Annotated in this window: 20 protein-coding genes; 15 read left to right on the plus strand and 5 right to left on the minus strand. The window is 37.4% G+C overall.

Annotated elements, in window-relative coordinates; genetic code table 11:
• Positions 1 to 6: 6 nt before the first annotated feature.
• Both SOM16_RS02075 and dtd read right to left on the minus strand, forming a co-directional pair.
• Positions 7 to 1,188, minus strand: a complete 1,182-nt coding sequence (locus tag SOM16_RS02075; protein WP_320462324.1) for a hypothetical protein — start codon at positions 1,186 to 1,188, stop codon at positions 7 to 9.
• 96 nt (positions 1,189 to 1,284) lie between these two features.
• Positions 1,285 to 1,737: a D-aminoacyl-tRNA deacylase gene (gene dtd, locus SOM16_RS02080; protein WP_320462325.1), complete on the minus strand. Its 453-nt coding sequence runs from the start codon at positions 1,735 to 1,737 to the stop codon at positions 1,285 to 1,287.
• 31 nt (positions 1,738 to 1,768) lie between these two features.
• On the opposite strand from dtd, the gene SOM16_RS02085 reads away from it, so the two are divergent.
• Positions 1,769 to 2,794, plus strand: a complete 1,026-nt coding sequence (locus SOM16_RS02085; protein WP_320462326.1) for a hypothetical protein — start codon at positions 1,769 to 1,771, stop codon at positions 2,792 to 2,794.
• On the plus strand, positions 2,760 to 5,204 hold the full coding sequence (locus SOM16_RS02090) for a hypothetical protein (RefSeq protein WP_320462327.1): 2,445 nt from the start codon (positions 2,760 to 2,762) through the stop codon (positions 5,202 to 5,204). Before SOM16_RS02085 ends, SOM16_RS02090 begins: the two co-directional genes overlap by 35 nt.
• Positions 5,205 to 5,959: 755 nt before the next feature.
• On the opposite strand, the gene SOM16_RS02095 is transcribed toward SOM16_RS02090, so the two are convergent.
• Positions 5,960 to 7,006, minus strand: a complete 1,047-nt coding sequence (locus SOM16_RS02095; RefSeq protein ID WP_320462328.1) for a beta-ketoacyl-ACP synthase III — start codon at positions 7,004 to 7,006, stop codon at positions 5,960 to 5,962.
• 124 nt (positions 7,007 to 7,130) lie between these two features.
• On the opposite strand from SOM16_RS02095, the gene SOM16_RS02100 reads away from it, so the two are divergent.
• On the plus strand, positions 7,131 to 7,412 hold the full coding sequence (locus tag SOM16_RS02100; RefSeq protein ID WP_320462329.1) for an ATP-dependent Clp protease adaptor ClpS: 282 nt from the start codon (positions 7,131 to 7,133) through the stop codon (positions 7,410 to 7,412).
• Positions 7,413 to 7,471: 59 nt separating this feature from the next.
• Positions 7,472 to 8,164 (plus strand): hypothetical protein, encoded by a 693-nt coding sequence (locus SOM16_RS02105; RefSeq protein ID WP_320462330.1) that lies wholly within the window; start codon positions 7,472 to 7,474, stop codon positions 8,162 to 8,164.
• Positions 8,165 to 8,216: 52 nt separating this feature from the next.
• On the opposite strand, the gene SOM16_RS02110 is transcribed toward SOM16_RS02105, so the two are convergent.
• Positions 8,217 to 8,813, minus strand: a complete 597-nt coding sequence (locus tag SOM16_RS02110; protein ID WP_320462331.1) for a thioredoxin family protein — start codon at positions 8,811 to 8,813, stop codon at positions 8,217 to 8,219.
• A gap of 215 nt (positions 8,814 to 9,028) precedes the next feature.
• Positions 9,029 to 9,814 (minus strand): 16S rRNA (adenine(1518)-N(6)/adenine(1519)-N(6))-dimethyltransferase RsmA, encoded by a 786-nt coding sequence (gene rsmA, locus SOM16_RS02115; RefSeq protein WP_320462332.1) that lies wholly within the window; start codon positions 9,812 to 9,814, stop codon positions 9,029 to 9,031.
• A gap of 172 nt (positions 9,815 to 9,986) precedes the next feature.
• Between rsmA and pdxA the strand changes: the two genes are divergently transcribed.
• The 11 genes from pdxA to rpiB all read left to right on the plus strand — a co-directional run bounded on the left by pdxA (position 9,987) and on the right by rpiB (position 20,245).
• Positions 9,987 to 11,066 (plus strand): 4-hydroxythreonine-4-phosphate dehydrogenase PdxA, encoded by a 1,080-nt coding sequence (gene pdxA / locus SOM16_RS02120; protein WP_320462333.1) that lies wholly within the window; start codon positions 9,987 to 9,989, stop codon positions 11,064 to 11,066.
• A gap of 355 nt (positions 11,067 to 11,421) precedes the next feature.
• Positions 11,422 to 12,591, plus strand: a complete 1,170-nt coding sequence (locus tag SOM16_RS02125) for an MFS transporter (RefSeq protein ID WP_320462334.1) — start codon at positions 11,422 to 11,424, stop codon at positions 12,589 to 12,591.
• 198 nt (positions 12,592 to 12,789) lie between these two features.
• On the plus strand, positions 12,790 to 13,632 hold the full coding sequence (locus SOM16_RS02130) for a sulfurtransferase (protein WP_320462335.1): 843 nt from the start codon (positions 12,790 to 12,792) through the stop codon (positions 13,630 to 13,632).
• Between the two features lie 149 nt (positions 13,633 to 13,781).
• The gene (locus tag SOM16_RS02135; RefSeq protein WP_320462336.1) at positions 13,782 to 14,312 is read left to right on the plus strand and encodes a DUF177 domain-containing protein; all 531 of its coding nucleotides are present in this window, start codon (positions 13,782 to 13,784) and stop codon (positions 14,310 to 14,312) included.
• 15 nt (positions 14,313 to 14,327) lie between these two features.
• Positions 14,328 to 14,519 (plus strand): 50S ribosomal protein L32, encoded by a 192-nt coding sequence (gene rpmF, locus SOM16_RS02140; RefSeq protein ID WP_320462337.1) that lies wholly within the window; start codon positions 14,328 to 14,330, stop codon positions 14,517 to 14,519.
• A 100-nt stretch (positions 14,520 to 14,619) separates the two neighbouring features.
• Positions 14,620 to 15,558 (plus strand): phosphate acyltransferase PlsX, encoded by a 939-nt coding sequence (plsX, locus tag SOM16_RS02145; protein WP_320462338.1) that lies wholly within the window; start codon positions 14,620 to 14,622, stop codon positions 15,556 to 15,558.
• Positions 15,559 to 15,569: 11 nt separating this feature from the next.
• The gene (locus tag SOM16_RS02150; RefSeq protein WP_320462339.1) at positions 15,570 to 16,568 is read left to right on the plus strand and encodes a beta-ketoacyl-ACP synthase III; all 999 of its coding nucleotides are present in this window, start codon (positions 15,570 to 15,572) and stop codon (positions 16,566 to 16,568) included.
• Positions 16,569 to 16,680: 112 nt separating this feature from the next.
• Positions 16,681 to 17,157: an acetyl-CoA carboxylase biotin carboxyl carrier protein gene (accB, locus tag SOM16_RS02155; RefSeq protein WP_320462340.1), complete on the plus strand. Its 477-nt coding sequence runs from the start codon at positions 16,681 to 16,683 to the stop codon at positions 17,155 to 17,157.
• 107 nt (positions 17,158 to 17,264) lie between these two features.
• A complete protein-coding gene (accC, locus tag SOM16_RS02160) occupies positions 17,265 to 18,608 on the plus strand; it encodes an acetyl-CoA carboxylase biotin carboxylase subunit (protein ID WP_320462341.1) in 1,344 nt (447 codons plus the stop codon).
• 269 nt (positions 18,609 to 18,877) lie between these two features.
• The gene (gene tatC, locus SOM16_RS02165) at positions 18,878 to 19,762 is read left to right on the plus strand and encodes a twin-arginine translocase subunit TatC (RefSeq protein ID WP_320462342.1); all 885 of its coding nucleotides are present in this window, start codon (positions 18,878 to 18,880) and stop codon (positions 19,760 to 19,762) included.
• Positions 19,763 to 19,807: 45 nt separating this feature from the next.
• Positions 19,808 to 20,245: a ribose 5-phosphate isomerase B gene (gene rpiB, locus SOM16_RS02170; RefSeq protein WP_320462343.1), complete on the plus strand. Its 438-nt coding sequence runs from the start codon at positions 19,808 to 19,810 to the stop codon at positions 20,243 to 20,245.
• The last annotated feature ends 13 nt before the right edge of the window (positions 20,246 to 20,258 follow it).

Raw genomic sequence — 20,258 nt, forward strand, 5'->3', positions numbered from 1 at the left:
GAATTGTTATGGGTTAACATTTGTATTTAAAGTATAGTATTTGCTAAAATGGCTAAACATTTTAACAAAAAAATCAGCGTGAGCAGGTGTTAGCTCTTTATCTGTTTTTAGGATAAAAGTTCTGCCCTTGTAATTAACCGGACAAAAAACAGTAGTGAAAGTATGAGCGGAATATCCGTCTCTCATCTTTGTACTATTCGAAACGACGTAACAGCCTGCTTCTTCTCTTAATTGATAAGTGTATTGGTTAATTAAGTTTAGAATCTCATCTCTGGAACCGTATTCTGATTCAATAACCTGATTGGTTTTAATCTGATCAATACCTTTATTGAAATTGCGTAACGTTTCTGGCGATGGGCTAAACAACGCTACAAAAGTATAGTTATCGGGCGTTCTTGGCGAAACCTGATCATCTTTATTCAGAAAGTATTTAAGTTCTTTCTCAATCTTAGTGAATATATTATTTACCCAATTCACTTCTAAAACCGGCATATTTTGAACATAATCACTCCATGATTCGAATTTAGCTGGCGAATAATTGGTTGTCATTAAGCTTTTTGCATGTTTTAACAGGTGTACAGAAAGTTCCAGCTTTTGCTTTTTAGGATATTTTTGAGTCCAGCTGATTTCAGCTTTGTAAAAAAGGAAGCATTTTTTCACCTCATCATATTGAATGCAATAGGTAAAAAAAGTTTCACCATCATTGTAAATAATACTGTTTTCATCTTCATAATAAACCGCATCTATTCTTTTGTCGCCAGCTTTAAGATCCGCTATCGAAAAACGTTTTGGATCATTTGCAGGGATGATGTAAACCTGCTCTGAATATAGGCCTCCATGTTTGGTAAAAATATCCCCAAAATTTATACTTAGCAAACTGGTGTCGATTTTTGAAAGGTCTATATTGCCCAGTACCACCTCTTCAGGCGTAACTTTCTCCACTTCAAAATCACAGCTTTCGGGAATGGTTAAGGAATATGTTTGATCAATTAAAACCGTTTTCAAAGGCAGTTTTAAATTCATGACTCTTTGATAGTCTGTTTTTGACACTTCTTCAATATCATCAACTGTAGGATCTTCACTGGCATCCGTTTTAACAATTCGTTTACATGCATAAAAACATGATGCAGCTAATACTATAAAAATAAAGAATTTTTTAACGAAGGAATTGGAGCGTATATTCATCATAATTTTTTTGAAGATAATCAAATATAGAATAAACCTGCTAATTATATCTTATCCGCTGCACAACGTTTTTACGTCGCATTAGCTTGCTTAATTATTTCATTCTTTATTTTTTGTATCGATGATAATCGTAACTGGTCCATCATTTATCAAAGCAATTTTCATGTCGGCCCCAAAAATGCCTGTTTGAATTTTTTTACCAGTTAAAGCTGCTAATTTATCAATCATTTTTTCATACAATGGAATTGCAACAGCAGGTCTTGCTGCTCTGGTAAATCCTGGTCGGTTACCCTTTTTAGTGGCAGCAAATAAAGTGAACTGACTAATCAGCAAGATATCACCTCCAACATCTGCCAGCGCCTTATTCATCATTTCGTTTTCATCATTAAAAATGCGCATGCCTACAATCTTTTGTGCCAGCCAATCTAAATCTTCCATGGTATCTTCGGCTTCAATACCTAACAGCACCAGGAAGCCCGTTTCAATCTGACCGGTAACTGCTCCATCAATCGTGCAACTTGCCTGGGTAACTCTTTGTAAAACTGCTCGCATTTTATATTACTTTTGGATCGATAAATATAGTATGCGCAAGATAAGTATTTTAGTGATGGCTACGGTTCTGTTATTCTGTTGTAAACAGAAATCAATTGTTCATCCAACCTTTTACTATTGGAAAACGGATTACCATAACGATAAATCTGAAAGCAATTATCTTGATCAGTTTAAATCAAAAGCATTATATGTTCGGATCATGGATGTGGATTTTGATCCAGACCGTCAACAAGCCGTTCCTGTTTCCCCGATAAAATTTTCCGATCCACTACCACCGCAAGTGGAGATTATTCCTGTAGTTTTTCTGGTTAACCGAATATTTAATGATACTGATTCTGGTAAAACCAAGCTATTGGCCAACCGGATCGCCACTTTTGTAGATGCCAAAATAAAGCAAGCTGGAAAACAAAATTACGCAGAACTTCAGATTGATTGCGACTGGACTAAAACCACCCGCGATCAGTATTTTAATTTTCTTAAGCAACTGAAAAACCAACCCTTGCTGAAAGGGAAACTCATTTCCGTTACACTTCGCTTACACCAGGTAAAAAATGTGGTCACCAGCGGAATTCCTCCTGTAGAAAAAGCGATGTTAATGTGTTATAATATGGGGAACCTGCGTAAATATGGTGATCAGAATTCTATTCTCGATCTACATGAAATGGACATTTACCTGAAGGATTTTCTTGAAAATTACCCATTGAAACTGGACGTCGCACTCCCTATTTTTGAGTGGGCAGTAATATTTAGAAATAAGCAATATGCAGGAATTTCAAAGCGGCTTAATAAAAGCCAGCTGCAAGATAAAAAGCGATTCAGACAGAGAGGAAATTCTATTTTATATAACCTTTTATCAGATTATCCGGCTGCAGGACTAAAACAAGGCGATGTAGTGAGATGGGAGGAAGTTTCGGCTAAAGATTTACTTGCCACATCTACATTTTTATCGCGATATTTGAAACCAGGAGAACGAAATCTTGTTTTCTATCATCTTGAAACCGACCTTTTAAAACATTTTACGCATGAAGACCTTCAAAAAGTTATCGCTAATTTCTAGCGTTTTCCTTTTTACATTTTTTGGCGAAATCGCTGTTAACATCGCCTGCGGTGGAGAAGTAGATCCTTATGACTACTATATTTCCTATTTCCATAATAATGTGCAGGGCGATGAATACACACCTTTCGCATTCAACCAAATGGCCTATTTAAATGGGGAAGAAGATGTGGTGAGTGAGTCTGAAATTAACAGCCAGGAATGGGCTAAATACCTGGACGCTAAACCAGAAGACGTTCATGAAGTTATGTATAAGGTAGATAGCGCTACAAGTATCAAGTTAGCTAATTTCGATGGCGAGGTTTCATCTTTGCCAGATAGCTTACAGAAGAACACTTTTATCCAGGCTATAGTTAAAAATAAAAATGCACTAAGGTATTACAATTTTGCAAAAAGCACCGAACCTTTTGCCAATGTGAATTTCGATCTCTGGGATCCAGCACCAAGAGATACCACGGCCATGAGCGACCTGGCCACAACAGCATTAAAATTAACGGAAGTAGAAAAAGATAGTTTTTTAAAACTCCGCTATGCTTACCAGGCAGAAAGGATGTTTCATTATGCGGGTTTGCATACCGAAAGTAAAAACATATACGATAAATTCGTCAAAACAAATAAAACCAAAAGTGCAGTTAAAGGATGGGCATTAGCACTTTATGCCGGATCAACCAGAAGATTAGGCAATCCAGAAGAGTCTGCTTTTTTATTTTCGAAAGTTTTCACCAGTAATCCTGAGCGAAGAATCCAGGCCTATAAAAATTATTATTACAACAGCGCTCCTGTAAATGGTGCGCTTAAATATGCCAAAACAAATGATGAAAAGGCAAGCATCTGGGCCATCAATGGCTTTGGAAATCCGGATTTTAATATCGAAAGCTTAACTAAAGTTTATCAATACGAACCGAAAAGTCAATTAAATGGTGCGCTTCTCGTACGGGAAGTAAATAAGTTGGAACAAGCTTTGATCAGGGATAGCGACCTCGCACAAATATCTTATCAATATTATTTTAATAATAGCGATAACTCAAAATACATGGATAGCGTTAAAAACCTGAACATGAAACAACTTCTCGAGGTTAAAAGCTTTGCACTTAAACTAGCCGCTGAAAATAAATATCCACAGCCTGAACTTGGCACTTTAACGGCTGCCTATTTATCCTGGATGGAAAATAAAGACCTCGAAGCATCGAATTATTTAGCAAAATTAAATCCAGCTAAGCTTTCAGAAAAACTACGTGACCAATACCGGATTACCGATTTACTGATCAAAGCTAAAAACATTAAAAAAGGAAATCCTTTTAATGAGAATGCGCTTTTGCCTTCTTTGAAATGGTTGGATGAAAAGCGATTTGCAGAAAACAAAACTTTACGAAACGGGCAATATGATAACTGGGCAAATGAGGACAAACGCTTCACCAGAACGACAAGAAATTTTTACCAGCAAATTTTATCGCCTGCTTACCTCAAACTGGGCGATACTGCAAAAGCCGCGCTTGCAATGGTGAAAGGTGATTTATCATACAACCTAATAGAAAATAATTCACTTTTTAAAAACATGAGTTATCAGAGCACTTCGTTCTGGCAACAAAACTTAAGTCCGAGGAGTATGCAGGCCCTTGCAAACTATAAAGCCAAGGCCAATGGAGACAACGTAGTTGCCTTATTGGCGAAGGCGTTGAATAAATTAAGCAATGACGAATTTTATGAACTTTGGGGTACTACCTATTTAAGAACGCATCAATATGATAAAGCGGTTCAAATGTTTGCAAAAGTATCACCAACATATAATTATCCAAACCCAGAGAACTGGTATGCTGATGATGCAAATGGCAAATTGTATTCGAATCCTTTTATTCAAACCATTAACGACTATCCAAAACAATACGTGGTTGCGAAAGCATCCATCACTAAAAAAACCTTTGCCGCAGAAATGTTGCGTTTACAAAAATTAACGCTCAGCGATAAAAAGAATGCGGCGCTTTACTATTACAAAATGGCGAACGCAGTTTATCAAACAGGTTATTTTGGTAACAGCTGGTTCCTGATCAGTTATGACTGGTCATCTTATGATAATGCAAGTGCTGCAAAATTTGGCTATGACGTAGATTATAAAAAAGCGCAGACTGCCAAAAACTGGTATCTGAAAGCCAGAGCATTGAGCTCAAATGCAGATTTCCAGGCGAAATGTACTTTCATGCTGGCCAAATGCGCACAGAAGCAAATTATCTTAAATTCAAAATTAAATTCCTTCAGCTATTGGGACAAAAAAGACGTGAAATACAAAAACTTCATCAACGCAAATTATAACAATCCCTACTTTAAAGAAATGAAATTGAAATATAGTAAAACTCCCTTTTATCAGGTTGCCACCGGAGAATGCAGTTATTTAGGAGATTTTATTGCGAAGAAATAGTGGAAAGAGCAAGGAATAAAGAGCAAGGAGCAAGGAATAAAGACCAAAGCTTAAAGACTAAAGCTTAAAGACTATAGCCTAAAACCCATCGAACAACTATTTAGAAAAAAAACTTATTAGATCTGTGTAATCAAAACATCTGTGTAATCAACCCGAAGGAGATTAAAGAATAAGGAACAAGGAATAAAGACCAAAGCCAAAAGGCTATAGCGTAAAACCCACCGAGTAACGATTTATAAAAAACACTCATTAAATCTGTGTAATCAAAACATCTGTGTAATCAAGCCGAAGGAGAAATCAAACCGAAGGCGAAAAAGATTAAAGAACAAGGAGCAAGGAATAAAGACCGAAGCTTGAAACCCACCGATAACTATTTATAAAAAACACTCATTAAATCTGTGAAATCAAAACATCTGTGTAATCAACCCGAAGGTGAAATCAACCCGAAGGTGAAATCAACCCGAAGGTGAAAGAGATTAAAGAGCAAGGAATAAAGACCAAAGCCAAAAGACTAAAGCTTAAAACCCCTCGAACAACTATTTATAAAAAATACGCTACCAGTCAAATCTGTGAAATCAAAATATCTGTGTAATCAAACCGAAGGTGAAAAAGATTAAAGAATAAGGAGCAAGGAATAAAGACTAAAGCTTGAAACCCATCGAACAACTATTTATAAAAAACACTCATAAAATCTGTGAAATCAAAACATCTGTGTAATCAACCCGAAGGTGAAATGGACAAAAAAAGATTCTTCGCTACCACCTAATCAAGGCACTGGCCCAAGCGAAACCAGATCCAAAAGCAGCAAGGCAAACCAGATCGCCATCTTTAATTCTCCCCGCTTCCCAGGCTTCGCATAAAGCAATTGGCACAGATGCCGCCGTGGTATTCCCATACTTTTGGATGTTATTAAAAACCTGATCGTCATTTAAGCCCAACAGATTTTGCACATACTGACTGATGCGAAGATTGGCCTGGTGCGGCACGAGCAGATCAATATCTTTTTCAGTAAGATGATTAGCGACCAAAGCCTCACGAATTACTTCAGGGAATTTAACAACTGCTTTCTTAAAAACTGCCGGACCATCCATATAAGGTAGAACAACACCGCTAGCTAAAATTTCTGGTGTCATAAATAATCCACCCAATTCCTGATCCGGGAAAGCCGGCTTATCTTTCACCCATTTATTAGCGTGAGAACCTGGGTAATGCATCGCCAGCATTTCGGCATCCGCACCATCACTATGCAAATGTGTACTTAAAATACCTTTACCTTTTTCATCTGTAGGCTGTAACACCACTGCACCTGCCCCATCACCAAAAATTACCGAAACATTTCTGCTACGGGTTTCAAAATCCATAGCGAATGAGTGTTTCTCACTCCCCACTACCAAAACATTTTTATACATCCCGGTTTTAACAAACTGATCAGCCACTGAAAGGGCATAAACAAAACCCGAACACTGGTTGCGAATATCTAAGGCACCTATTTCGCCCATTCCCATCTCACGTTGTAATAAAACACCGCAACCAGGAAAATAATAATCAGGACTCAGCGTAGCGAAAACGATAAAATCGACCTCTTTAACAGTTATCCCCGCACGTTGAATGGCAATTTTGGCTGCTTCAATTCCCATGGTGGTGGTCGTTTCTTCATAGCGGTCTGCAAAACGACGTTCCTTAATACCCGTACGCTCCTGAATCCACTCATCATTAGTGTCCATAAAACGACTCAAATCGCTATTAGTATAAACATTTTTTGGAACGTAATAACCTATTCCTGCTATTTTGGATTGATGCATGTGTTAATTGATAATTTGGTTAAACAAAGTTAATCATTTATTGACTAAGGCATTATTCTTCGCAAAGGAACAAAATCTTAATACTTGATACCAAATACTTAATACTAATGTTTATTTTTGCACTATGTCTACAGAAACCAAAGAAGAGACCTTTACGCTCGAAGAAATTTTAACTTCCATAAAAACCGTACATCGCCTTATTTTGTGGAATGATGATATCAATACTTTCGATCATGTGATTTATTGCATGATGAAGTACCTGGATTATAACGAATCTCAATCAGAAAAAATTGCCTGGAAAGTGCATAATGATGGAAAATGCCCGGTGTTGGAAGGTTCCTTTACAGAGATGGAAGTTTACCGGAAAATTTTACAGCAAGAAGGATTAACGGTTTCTGTTGATTAATTTGATTTCTTTTAAATCAATATATTTTTAATACTTTAACTAAAGTTAACGCTAACTACATGAAAAACAACGCTCTCTATATTTTAACCTTTGCTATAAGCATTACACTATTATCTTGTAAAAAAGATAAATCTTTCGATATCGTTAATTCAGAATTTAAAGCAGTTTCAATTACTAAAGATAGAGCTTTATCTTTTTACGGCAATAAGGGATCAAGTATTACAGACTCAAAAACCATCCAAGATTTTATTAAAGATATTAATATGTTCAATCTTGATACAGATATTGATAGCAAACCAAGGGGTGAAATAATAAAATTTATAAGTGCAGATTCTGCTTATTTTTATAATTCAGAAAAAACCGTTTATCTGAAATGTGCTTTCAAGAGAGATGGAAATACGATATTCTTTTATGAAACTATATATAATTATATTAGAAAAGATGCTAACACAGAAAAGCTTTATAACGATATCGTTAAATATCAGCCTAAAATATTAAAATCATTAGCATTGCCCACAGCTGGAGGATTAATGTATGTTGAAACTCGAGAAAATACAATGGTTGGTTCTATAAACGATCAGGAATTAAAGTTATATCGATTTGCTTTTAAATTAAATAAGGTTTTAGGAAATTCAGGTTGGCAAAATGTTACTGGTTTGCCATTTAATCAATTTAACGAGAGTTTTCTGCAAAGTTTAGGTGATAAAGATATGCTTGCCATACAGCCTTATACTTTTAACTTTAAAAATTGATCTGATAATTTTCTAAAACAAAATGGCTGGATTTAATTCCCCTGCCTTTTTGTTATCTTATTTTCTCAAAAACGCTTTTCAACTCCGCCTGCGTACTTTGTGTTTTATCTTTTGCATACCAACTATGCAGTTTTTCAGCCAAAACTGGCATTTCAGTTGTTTCTTTTTTCCACTCTCTCAAAAGTTCCTGTAAAACCTTTGGTCTCGGTGCCCAGGTAGCTAACACCTGATCGGCTGTTTCATTCAACACAATTAAAACCGGAATTGCTCTGCCACCATTGGTTAAATGCGCATCAATTAATGGTAGGTTTTTATCCCGAAGCACAAATTTAAGATCGATTTTACCTAAAGACGCCACTGCTATTTTATTAAACACCGGAACAATTTGTGCAGCATCTCCACACCACCCTTCTGTAATCACTAAAAACTTATAATTTTCTTTAAGATGATCAATGGTTGAAGATAATTCGTCTGTTAAACTTACAGTCTTATCTACACGAGTCATTCTTTGCACATTCATTTTGGTATAATGCAAATCATAACTAGCCTCACTGGTGGATTTACCCTCTAGTAAAAGTTGGTCGACCAGGGCACGATAGGTTTGATAATCCATTCCTTGTGCATTGAAAATTTCGCTGTAATTAACCATGATATTTTAGAATATGACGCAAAGGAAAGCAGAAATTAAATCATTATAATCACAAAATTGCAAGAAATCGCTTCGCATATGATTCCACAGATTTTGGGATTACACCGATTTTTTTTCTTGATGTAATCATCTCGAATTTATTTCGGCGCTAACTCCATAAGTATGTCAATAAATTAATTTTTTAGATTTTTACAATCTGCGATCTGTGGCTAAATTTAGAGCACCATCAATTTACTTAAATGCTGCGTTAAAGCCACGAAATCATCAACCGTTAATTGCTCGGCACGTTTCTCAAAATAAATATGATCATCCATTTTATCCTTTGGCATTACTGCAGAAACCGCGTTGCGCAATGTTTTTCTTCGTTGGTTAAAACCGGCTTTAACTACACGCCAGAATAGTTTTTCGTCGCAATCTAGTGTCTCCACCTCGTTGCGGGTTAGGCGGATAACCGCAGAATTTACTTTGGGTGGTGGGTTGAAAGTGCCAGGCTTAACCGTAAAAAGATATTCAATTTTATAATAGGCCTGAAGAAAAACGCTTAGTATTCCATATTCCTTTGTGCCTGCCGGCGAAGCACACCGTTGTGCAACTTCTTTTTGAAACATGCCCACCATCTCCACAACCTTATGTCGGTTATCTAAAATCTTAAATAAAATCTGAGAAGAAATATTGTAGGGAAAGTTACCGATAATAGCAAACTGACCAGGAAAGTTGGCTTCAAAGTCTAATTTCAGAAAATCACCATTAATTAACCGATTACCCAGTTGCGGGTATTTTTCGTTTAAGAAATGATAAGACTCTGTATCAATGTCAATTAAATAAGTTTGTAAATCTTCACGTTTCAACAAAAAATCAGAAAGAATTCCCATTCCCGGTCCAACTTCTAAAACCTGATTATACTTGTCGGTATTGACCAAACTTTCTACAATCCGGTTCGCAATGCCCTTATCCGTTAAAAAATGCTGACCTAAATGTTTTTTCGCTTTAACTAAACTCATACCCCAAAATTTACCGAATGTTTAACCGTAAAGTGCGCCAAGATTTCGACGTTAAGATCGCAAAGATAGACTTATTATTGCTTTGCGAATAACTTAGTGTTCTTTGCGGTTTCATTTTTTTTAAAGTCTTTAGCCGAAAATCAGTAATTTGCGCTAAAATTTTCCAGTAATTATGAGCGATAAACTTAAAATAGGCATCAGTATAGGCGACGTGAACGGTATAGGTTTAGAGGTAATTATCAAAACATTATCCAATCCGGCAATTTTAAATTACTGTACACCAATTGTTTATGGTCACACCAAAGTTTCGTCTTTCCACAGAAAAGCAAATAACCTTGGCGATTTTAGTTTCAACGTGATTAACCATGCCAATCAGGCTCAGGCTAAGAAAGCAAACATGATCAATTGCTGGGAAGAGGATGTAAAAATCGAACTCGGACAGGTAACCGCTACGGGCGGAAAATATGCATTGCTTTCGCTAGAAAGAGCCACTGCAGATTTAGTAGCAGGAGAAATTGACGCTTTGGTAACTGCTCCAATTAACAAACATAACATCCAGTCGGAAACTTTTTCTTTCCCCGGACATACAGAATATCTGCAGGAAAAAAGCGGAAGTAAAGATGTGTTGATGTTCTTAATTAGCGAAAATTTACGCGTAGGTGTAGTTACCGGCCACATACCAGTAAAAGATGTTCCAACTTCCATTACCAAAGAAAAAATCCTCAGTAAGCTAAAATTAATCAACGAAAGCCTGAAAAAAGATTTCTGGATCGAAAAACCGAAAATTGCAGTGTTGGGTTTAAATCCTCACGCCAGTGATAACGGTTTATTAGGAGCGGAAGAAGCAGAAATCATTACACCTGCCATTCAGGAGGCTTATGATAAGGGATTGATGGTTTTCGGTCCTTACCCGGCTGATGGCTTCTTCGGAAATGGCAGCTACAAAAAATTTGATGCTGTTTTGGCCATGTATCACGATCAGGGTTTGATTCCCTTTAAAACTTTAGCTTTCCATAATGGTGTTAATTATACTGCAGGACTAAATTTTGTACGTACTTCTCCCGACCATGGAACAGGATATGATATCGCAGGAAAAGATCTTGCAGATTCGACCTCATTTACAGAAGCATTATTTTCTGCCATCCACATTGTAAAAAACCGTAGGGAACAGGAGGAAATGTTAAGCGGCCAATTACGGGGCGGCGGTAAAGTGGTAGAAACGCAGTTCGATATTAAGGATGATGCTTCTTAAGGTAGAAGGTTGAGGGTAGAAAGGGCGAAGGTTTTTAATTTTAAAGAGCAGAAAGACCAAAGCAGATAATCAGTGGTATAACAAACTTGGCCCCTGACTTCGGATACCCGACCCCGGACTTTCTAAAAGGAGTTGAAAGACCAAAGATACATTAAACCTCAGATGCACTAAGGTGGCTTAGGTGGTCATTTTTTTTTTGTAAAGCAAGGCCTTGTGTTTCATCGGTTCTGAAAGCCCTGCTATCCGTTCCAATCTTTTTTGTGATTGTCATGCTGAGCTTGTCGAAGCACCATATCAAAAAGTATTTCCACTTCTATCAGGTTTATTTTAGTTAAAATTGTGCATTAAATTAAAAATGAGCGACACTAAAAAAACCAATTCCATTCTCCCTACAATTGTTATTTCGCAGTTTCTCTGTACGTCTTTGTGGTTTGCTGGCAATGCGGTATTACCTGATATTGTTAAAAGCTTTCCAACAGGAACTAACCTTTTGGCCAATCTCACCAGCATGGTTCAATTTGGCTTTATCAGTGGAACATTGATTTTCGCTGTTTTTGCCATTTCGGACATTTTTCCGCCATCAAAAGTTTTCTTTACCTGCGGACTGTTAGCGGCAATATTTAATCTCGCCATTTGCTTTGCAATCTCAGATATCAAACTGTTACTCTTATTTCGTTTTTTAACTGGCTTTATGCTGGCAGGCATTTATCCAGTCGGGATGAAAATAGCAGCAGATTATTTTAAAGATGGATTAGGGAAATCTTTAGGTTTTTTAGTTGGCGCACTCGTTCTGGGAACTGCCTTTCCACACTTACTAAAAACATTCGCTAGTCGTTTCCCATGGGAATATGTGATTTATGCCACCTCATTTCTATCTATGTTAGGGGCATTAGTTATTTGGCGTTTTGTACCCAATGGCCCATTTAGAGTGGCTGGACAGAAATTTAACCTAAGAGAATGTTTTAGTGGATTTAAGGATGCTGATTTCCGTTCAGCTGCATTTGGCTACTTTGGCCATATGTGGGAACTGTACACCTTCTGGGCCTTCTTACCGGGCATGTTGTTATTCTACAACGGTAAGCATCCAAATGCATCACTAAATGTTTCCTTATTCTCCTTTCTGGTCATTGCTTCTGGAGCACTTTCCTGCATGGCCGGAGGATTACTTTCCCAAAGATTCGGGGCAAAAAAAATTGCTACCATTGCACTAGCCATCTCTGGTTTATGCTGCCTGCTCTCATCGGTTTTTCTTTCAATTGATTCAAGTTATGCATTCTTGATTTTCTTATTCATTTGGGGCTTAAGCGGAACAGCTGATTCTCCACTATTTTCATCTTTGGTGGCTAATCACGCACCGGAAAAGTTAAAAGGAACCTCGCTTACATTAGTAAATTGCATTGGCTTTGCCATTACTATCATCAGTATTCAAATTATTAATCTTTTAGCTAAAGAAACCAATTCTCATTATATTTATGCGGTATTAGCCATCGGCCCAGCATTCGGATTATTTGCACTTAAAAAATAACAGATGCTTTATAAGATTGGGGGTTCGTTCCTGACATTGGCTATTTGTACGTTTTTATATGGCGTATCATCATTTGTTTCCAGGGGAAACATGAGTCAGTTTACCAGGGATTTAGCCGAGTATTCCTTTGTGCTATGGTTTCCATTACTAGTACTGGGCATTCTTTTAATCGTAATTTCAAAAATAATAAGATAAAAAATGAAATCTCTATCACCAATCATAAAACCTGAAGATTTAACCTGGTTAAATCAGGATGAAGAAATCGTTATTGTTGATGCCAGTGCAGGGTCGAAATCTCGTTATGAAGAACAACACCTATCGGGCGCATTATTTGTTGATGTAAACGAGGATTTGGCTAACATTGGAGATTACGCTATAGGCGGCCGTCACCCCTTACCTACTGCCGAACAATTTGCCCAGGTTCTACAGAAGTTAGGCATCACAGCGCACACTCATGTTATTCTTTACGATGATAAAAATGCCGGTAATGCTGCAGCCAGGTTATGGTGGATGCTGAGGTCAATCGGGCATGAAAAGGTGCAGGTAATAGACGGAGGGTTCCAGGCAGCTGTTCAGGCCGGGTTTCCGACTACAAATAAGGTAGAAATTCCAAAATCTGTTGAACCTTATCGGGTATCATCATGGAACCTGCCGCTTTCGGACCTAAATGAGGTAGAAAAGGTATCAAAAACTGAAGATCATATTGTGATTGATGTACGGGATGCCAATCGCTTTGCCGGCTTAACAGAGCCTATAGATACGATTGCCGGCCATATTCCGGGTGCCACGAACATTCCCTACACGGAAAACTTAGGCACCGATGGCCGTTTCCTTACACCAGCAATATTGAAGGATAAATACGAACACGCTTTAGTCAACATTCAACCAGAAAACGTGATTGTTCACTGTGGATCGGGCATTACCGCCTGCCATACACTTTTAGCGATGGATTATGCAGGTTTGCCCATCCCTAAGCTTTACGTGGGTTCATGGAGTGAATGGAGCCGGAACAATAAGGAAATGATTTTGGCTAATTCCTAACCGTTCACTGATTAGTTTGAAAGCAATAAGCGCCTGAAATTTCAGCCAACATTCTTAAATCTCAAGATTTTAAGATCAACAATTTTCAAAAAACATTTTTAATCTAATTATTTTATCCATACATTTGCAGGCTAAAATTTTACAGTACTTTGAACCCATTAAAACAATTTTCTATACCGTTTACCGGACTAAAATTGGGAGCCCATCAGTTTGATTATGAGCTTGATGATAGTTTTTTTAATGCTTTTGAGTATTCGTTAATAAAAAGTGGTAATTTAAAAGTTAACCTGGAACTTGATAAACAAGAGACCATGTTGCTTTTAAAATTTAGAATTATTGGAACTCTAAATTTGGATTGCGATAAATGTTTATCGGAGTTCTCTTACCCTGTTAACCTATACGAAAGACAAATAGTAAAGTTTGCAGAGGATGAATTGGAAAGTGATGATGAGGAGATTATCTCATTGAGCCGTAAAGATTCTGAAATTGATATCTCGGGGCCATTATACGAAATGATAAACGTAGCTGTACCTTATATCAAAAACTGCGAGCAGGCAGATAAAGAGTGTGATCAGGAAATGATTGATCGCTTAGCACAACTCTCTATTGAAAAGCAGGCAGAAGAAAATGAACAAACAAGCGACCCACGTTGGGAAGCCCTTAATAAGTTAAAAAAATAATTAGATTATACACCAATGGCACATCCAAAACGGAAAATCTCGAAACAGAGAAAAAATAAAAGAAGAACACACTATAAAGCAGTGACGCCTTCTTTAGCAACTTGCGCAGCAACAGGTGCTATCCACGTACCTCATCACGCGTATAACGTTGATGGTAACCTATACTATAACGGTAAATTGGTTATCGAAAATACTCAAATCGGGTAATTTTCTTAAGAAATTGTTTGTGTTTTCAGCGGCTTTAGTTATACCTTAGTCCACTGAAAATTTAGGATTTAACCTAACTTAACACAAACAGATTTTTTCTATGAAAATAGGCCTCGACATAATGGGCGGAGACTATGCTCCCAAAGCAATCGTTTTGGGAGCAATAGCAGCCCATCAATCGCTAAACGCTGGAGAACATTTAGTTCTTATCGGCGATACCGAACAGATTAAACCCATTCTCTCAGAAGAAGGCTTTAATCCGGATCATTTTGAATACGTTCATACTGATGAAGTTATTGGTATGGGCGAACATCCTACAAAAGCAATCGTTCAGAAACCGAATTCGAGCATTGCAGTTGGTTTTAACCTTTTAAAAGAAGGTAAAATTGATTCCTTCGCAAGTGCTGGTAACTCTGGGGCTATGCTGGTTGGCGCAGTATTTAGTGTTAAAACTATTCCTGGCATCATTCGCCCTTGTTTATGCTCTATTCTTCCAAAGCTTAAAGGCGGCACTGGTTTATTATTAGATGTTGGTGCCAATGCAGATTGTAAACCCGATATTTTATTGCAATTTGGCGTGTTAGGTAGTTTATACGCAGAAAATTTATTTAAAATAGATAACCCTAGGGTTGCTTTAATGAATATTGGCGAAGAAGATGAAAAAGGTAACATGTTAAGCATGGCCACCTTCCCTTTAATGAAAGAAACCAATCTTTTTAATTTTGTAGGCAACGTAGAAGGAAGAGATCTTTTTAATGATAAATCAGATGTAATTGTTTGCGATGGTTTTACTGGAAATGTAATGCTTAAATTAGCAGAATCGTTTTATGTAATTACCATCAAAAAAGGGTTGAAAGATGAGTTTTTTGATCGATTTAATTACGAGCAATACGGTGGAAGCCCGGTTTTAGGTGTTAACGCTCCTGTTGTTATCGGACATGGAATTTCTAGTCCGCTAGCGGTTAAAAATATGGTTCTTCAATCCAGAGAAATGATCACCACGGGATTGGTAGAAAAAATTAGAATGGCATTTAAATAAAAATTCTTAAAATGAGTAAAATTCATGCTGCTATTACGGCAGTAAATGGTTACGTCCCCGACTATGTACTCACCAACACGGAGTTAGAAACCATGGTTGATACTTCTGATGAGTGGATTACGAGTAGAACGGGTATTAAAGAGCGTAGAATTTTAAAAGGTGAAGGTTTAGGAACATCAGATATGGCGGTTCATGCCGTTAATGGTTTACTTAAAAAAAGAGGAATTGATGCATCAGAAATCGAACTTATTATTTTTTGTACTACTACTCCCGATTTCACATTCCCGGCAACCGCTAACGTATTAGCAGATAAAATCGGTGCAAAAAATGCATGGGGTTACGACTTGCAGGCAGCATGTTCAGGCTTTATTTTTGGATTGGCCACTGGTGCTTCTTTCATAGAATCAGGAAGGCATAAAAAAGTATTGGTTGTTGGTGGCGATAAAATGTCTTCCATCATTAATTATGAAGACCGTACAACCTGTATCATTTTTGGAGACGGTTGCGGTTGTGCTTTACTGGAACCAAATGAAGAAGGTTTGGGTGTGCAGGATTCTATCCTTAGAACTGATGGTGCAGGCCGAAATTTCTTAGGTATGAAAGGAGGCGGTTCAGTTCAGCCTGCTACGCACGAAAGCATTGACGCTAAATTACATTATGCCCACCAGGAAGGCCCTACCGTATTTAAATTTGCGGTTACCAACATGGCAGATGTTGCCGCAGAAATTATGGAACGCAATAACCTTACACCAGATGATGTGGCCTGGTTAGTTCCTCATCAAGCAAATAAACGCATTATTGATGCTACTGCAAACCGGATGGGGGTAACGACAGAAAAAGTAATGATTAACATTGAGCGTTACGGAAACACTACAAACGGAACTATCCCATTATGTTTATGGGAATGGGAAGGAAGATTGAAAAAAGGAGATAACATTGTATTGGCTGCTTTTGGTGGTGGATTTACATGGGGTTCGATTTACCTGAAATGGGCATATGATTCAAATTAGTCCTCAGTCGGAAGTCGAAAGTCTTCAGTCTGTTAACTATAAAATTTAAAACAAAAAAAGTATAACTTAGTTAATTCATTAACACTATTTTTTACATAACGAGGATTAAAAAATGGATATCAAACAAATACAGGAACTAATTAAATTTGTTTCTCGTTCTGGAGTAAACGAAGTTGCTATTGAGCAGGAGAACTTCAAGATTACGATTAAAACAAACCAGGCACCAACCGTTGTGCATGCTACCGTACCACAAGCACCGCTTGTACAGGCAGCAGCACCAGTTGCAACAGCCCCTACAGCACCAATTGCTGCTACTCCAGTTGTTCCTGCAGCAGAAGATACATCAAATTATATTACCGTTAAGTCGCCAATGATTGGTACTTTCTACCGCTCAGCAAGCCCTGATAAACCTATGTTTGTTAATGTTGGTGATGAAATTGGCGTGGGTAAAGTGGTTTGTATTATCGAAGCAATGAAACTTTTCAACGAAATTGAAAGTGAAGTTTCAGGTCGTATCGTTAAAATTTTGGTGGATAATGCATCGCCAGTGGAGTACGATCAACCGTTATTTTTAGTAGAACCTATTTAGAAATTGATTTCACAGATTTAAGATAATTGCACTGATTAACATTAATTATAATGATCATAAAAATCGGTGTAATCTTTTCCATCGGTGTAATCATCAATTAAAAAATTATGTTTAAAAAAATACTAATTGCCAACAGAGGAGAAATCGCTTTGCGTATTATCCGTACCTGTAAGGAAATGGGCATCAAAACGGTTGCTGTTTACTCTACCGCCGATCGGGAAAGTTTACATGTACGTTTTGCTGATGAGGCTGTTTGTATTGGCCCTCCTCCAAGTAAAGATTCTTATTTAAATATTCCAAATATTATATCAGCAGCAGAATTAACCAACGCTGATGCAATCCATCCAGGCTACGGTTTCTTATCAGAAAATGCTAAATTTTCTAATATATGCCGTGAATATAACATCAAATTTATTGGTGCAACGCCAGAGCAGATCAATGGCATGGGCGATAAAGCTTCGGCTAAAGAAACCATGAAAATTGCCGGCGTTCCAACTATTCCAGGTTCTGAAGGTTTGCTTTCAAGCGTAAAAGAAGGTATCGCAATTGCCAATGAAATGGGTTATCCGGTTATTCTTAAAGCTACTGCCGGTGGTGGTGGCCGTGGGATGCGTGTAGTTTGGAAAGATGAGGATTTTGAAAATGCGTGGGATAGTGCCCGTCAGGAATCTGGTGCTGCATTTGGTAATGATGGCTTATATTTAGAAAAATACATCGAAGATCCGCGCCATATTGAAATCCAGATTATTGGTGATCAATTTGGTAAAGCCTGTCACTTATCTGAGCGTGATTGCTCTATTCAACGTCGTCACCAGAAATTAGTAGAAGAATCTCCGTCTCCATTTATGACAGAAGAACTTCGCGTTAGAATGGGTGAAGCTGCAATTAAAGGTGCAATGGCTGTAAGTTATGAAGGCGCGGGTACAATCGAATTTTTGGTTGATAAACACCGTAACTTCTATTTCATGGAAATGAATACCCGTATTCAGGTAGAGCATCCGGTTACGGAAGAGGTTATTAACTTTGATTTAATTAAAGAACAGATTAAAGTTGCTGCCGGAATTCCAATTTCAGGTAAAAACTATTTCCCGAATATGCACGCTATTGAGTGTCGTATCAATGCAGAAGATCCGGCTAATAATTTCCGTCCTTCTCCTGGAAGAATTACCAATTTTCACTCTCCGGGTGGACATGGTGTTCGTGTAGATACGCATGTATATGCCGGTTATTCTATTCCATCTAACTACGATTCGATGATTGCAAAGTTAATTTGTGTGGCACAAACCCGCGAAGAAGCAATTTGTACTATGGAACGTGCCTTAGGCGAATTTGTAATTGAAGGCGTTAAAACCACTATTCCTTTCCATTTGCAATTGATGAAAGATCCTAACTTCAGAGCAGGTAATTTCACAACTAAGTTTATGGAAACGTTTGAATTTTCAGAAGAATAATAATTTCGATATTTAATACTTATTTAAAGCTGCTTCAAAATATTGGAGCAGCTTTTTTTTTGCATTCATTTTTTTTATAGAATTGAACTAAACTTCAATATTCACGGCTGCTAACCAGCGCCCAGATGATCAGTTATAGTCAATCAAAACAACGTTGAGTAAAGATATATTCTATTTTTGCAGGCAATTCTGAAAATAATCTAAACTATTTCTATATTTAACACGTAAATACCATTCTATTCATTTAGAATGGTATTTTTGTTTTCAACATGAGCGACACTACAGAAAAAACATCCCTTAAAAAAGCAATTGGACAGAAGAGTACAACCCTTGAGGCAGAAATGTCTTTCTTCGATCACCTCGATGTACTCCGCAAACATTTAATCAGAGCCGTAATTGCCATCGGCGTATTTACCGGTATCGCCTTTTACTTCAATGAGTTCATTTTAGATAAGATTATATTTGGACCAAAAAAGCCCGATTTTTGGACATACAGGATGATGTGCCAATTGGTTGATAAGTTTCCATCCCTTGGTGCGGATATGTGTATCACTAAGATAAATGGTGAAATCATCAATACAGAAATGGCAGGCCAGTTTAACTTGCAGTTAAATGTGTGTGTAATGTGTGGCATTGTTGTTGGCTTCCCTTATTTACTTTGGGAAATTTGGCGCTTTATTAAACCGGCTTTACATGAAAATGAAAGAAAATCTGCCAGCGGTTTTGTATTCTTCGCATCATTTCTTTTTATTGTAGGTATTCTTTTTGGATATTTTATTGTTTGTCCACTTTCTGTTAACTTTTTAACAGGTTACACCGTAAGTGCTGAAATTAAAAATACGTTCACTGTCGATTCTTATCTTTCTTCGGTGGCTACATTAACGCTTGGAACAGGAATTATTTTCGAACTTCCGGTCATCATTTTTATCCTGTCAAAACTCGGATTAATGACACCAAAATTGATGAGATCCAGCAGAAGATATGCCGCAGTTATTATTTTGATTATCGCAGCAATTGTTACCCCAACACCAGATATCATGACGATGTTAATCGTGGCAACTCCACTCTTCTTGTTATATGAGCTGAGTATATTTGTATCTGCATACATCGAAAGAAAAAAGATAAAGGCCGAAAAAGCATTCTACGCTAACTAACAAAAACATTACGAACAGATTTTATTATTCTGTATAAATTTGCACATGTCTGAGGTAAAAGTTAAAATCGCAATTGGCGGAGATCACGCAGGCTTTGAGTATAAAGAGATATTAAAGGATTTTCTAAAAGATTATGATGTAAAAGATTTTGGAACATCTTCTTCTGCCTCGGTTGATTATCCGGATTTTGCTCATCCCCTAGCGGCTGCTGTAGAAAATGGCGAATTTGATTACGGCATTTTACTTTGTGGCTCGGCTAATGGTGTAGCCATTACGGCGAATAAACACAGTGGAATCAGGGCCGGTTTATGCTGGGAGAATGAAGTGGCCGCTTTAGTTCGTAAACACAACAATGCAAATATTTTATGTATCCCTGCTAGGTTTGTCTCAGAAGCACTGGCAAAAGAAATTACCACAACGTTTTTAAATACTGTATTTGAAGGCGGTCGCCATCAAACCAGAGTGGAAAAAATTTCTTGTTAATAATAAACTAATC

The organism is Pedobacter sp. CFBP9032 (assembly GCF_034045265.1).
GTDB lineage: Bacteria > Bacteroidota > Bacteroidia > Sphingobacteriales > Sphingobacteriaceae > Pedobacter.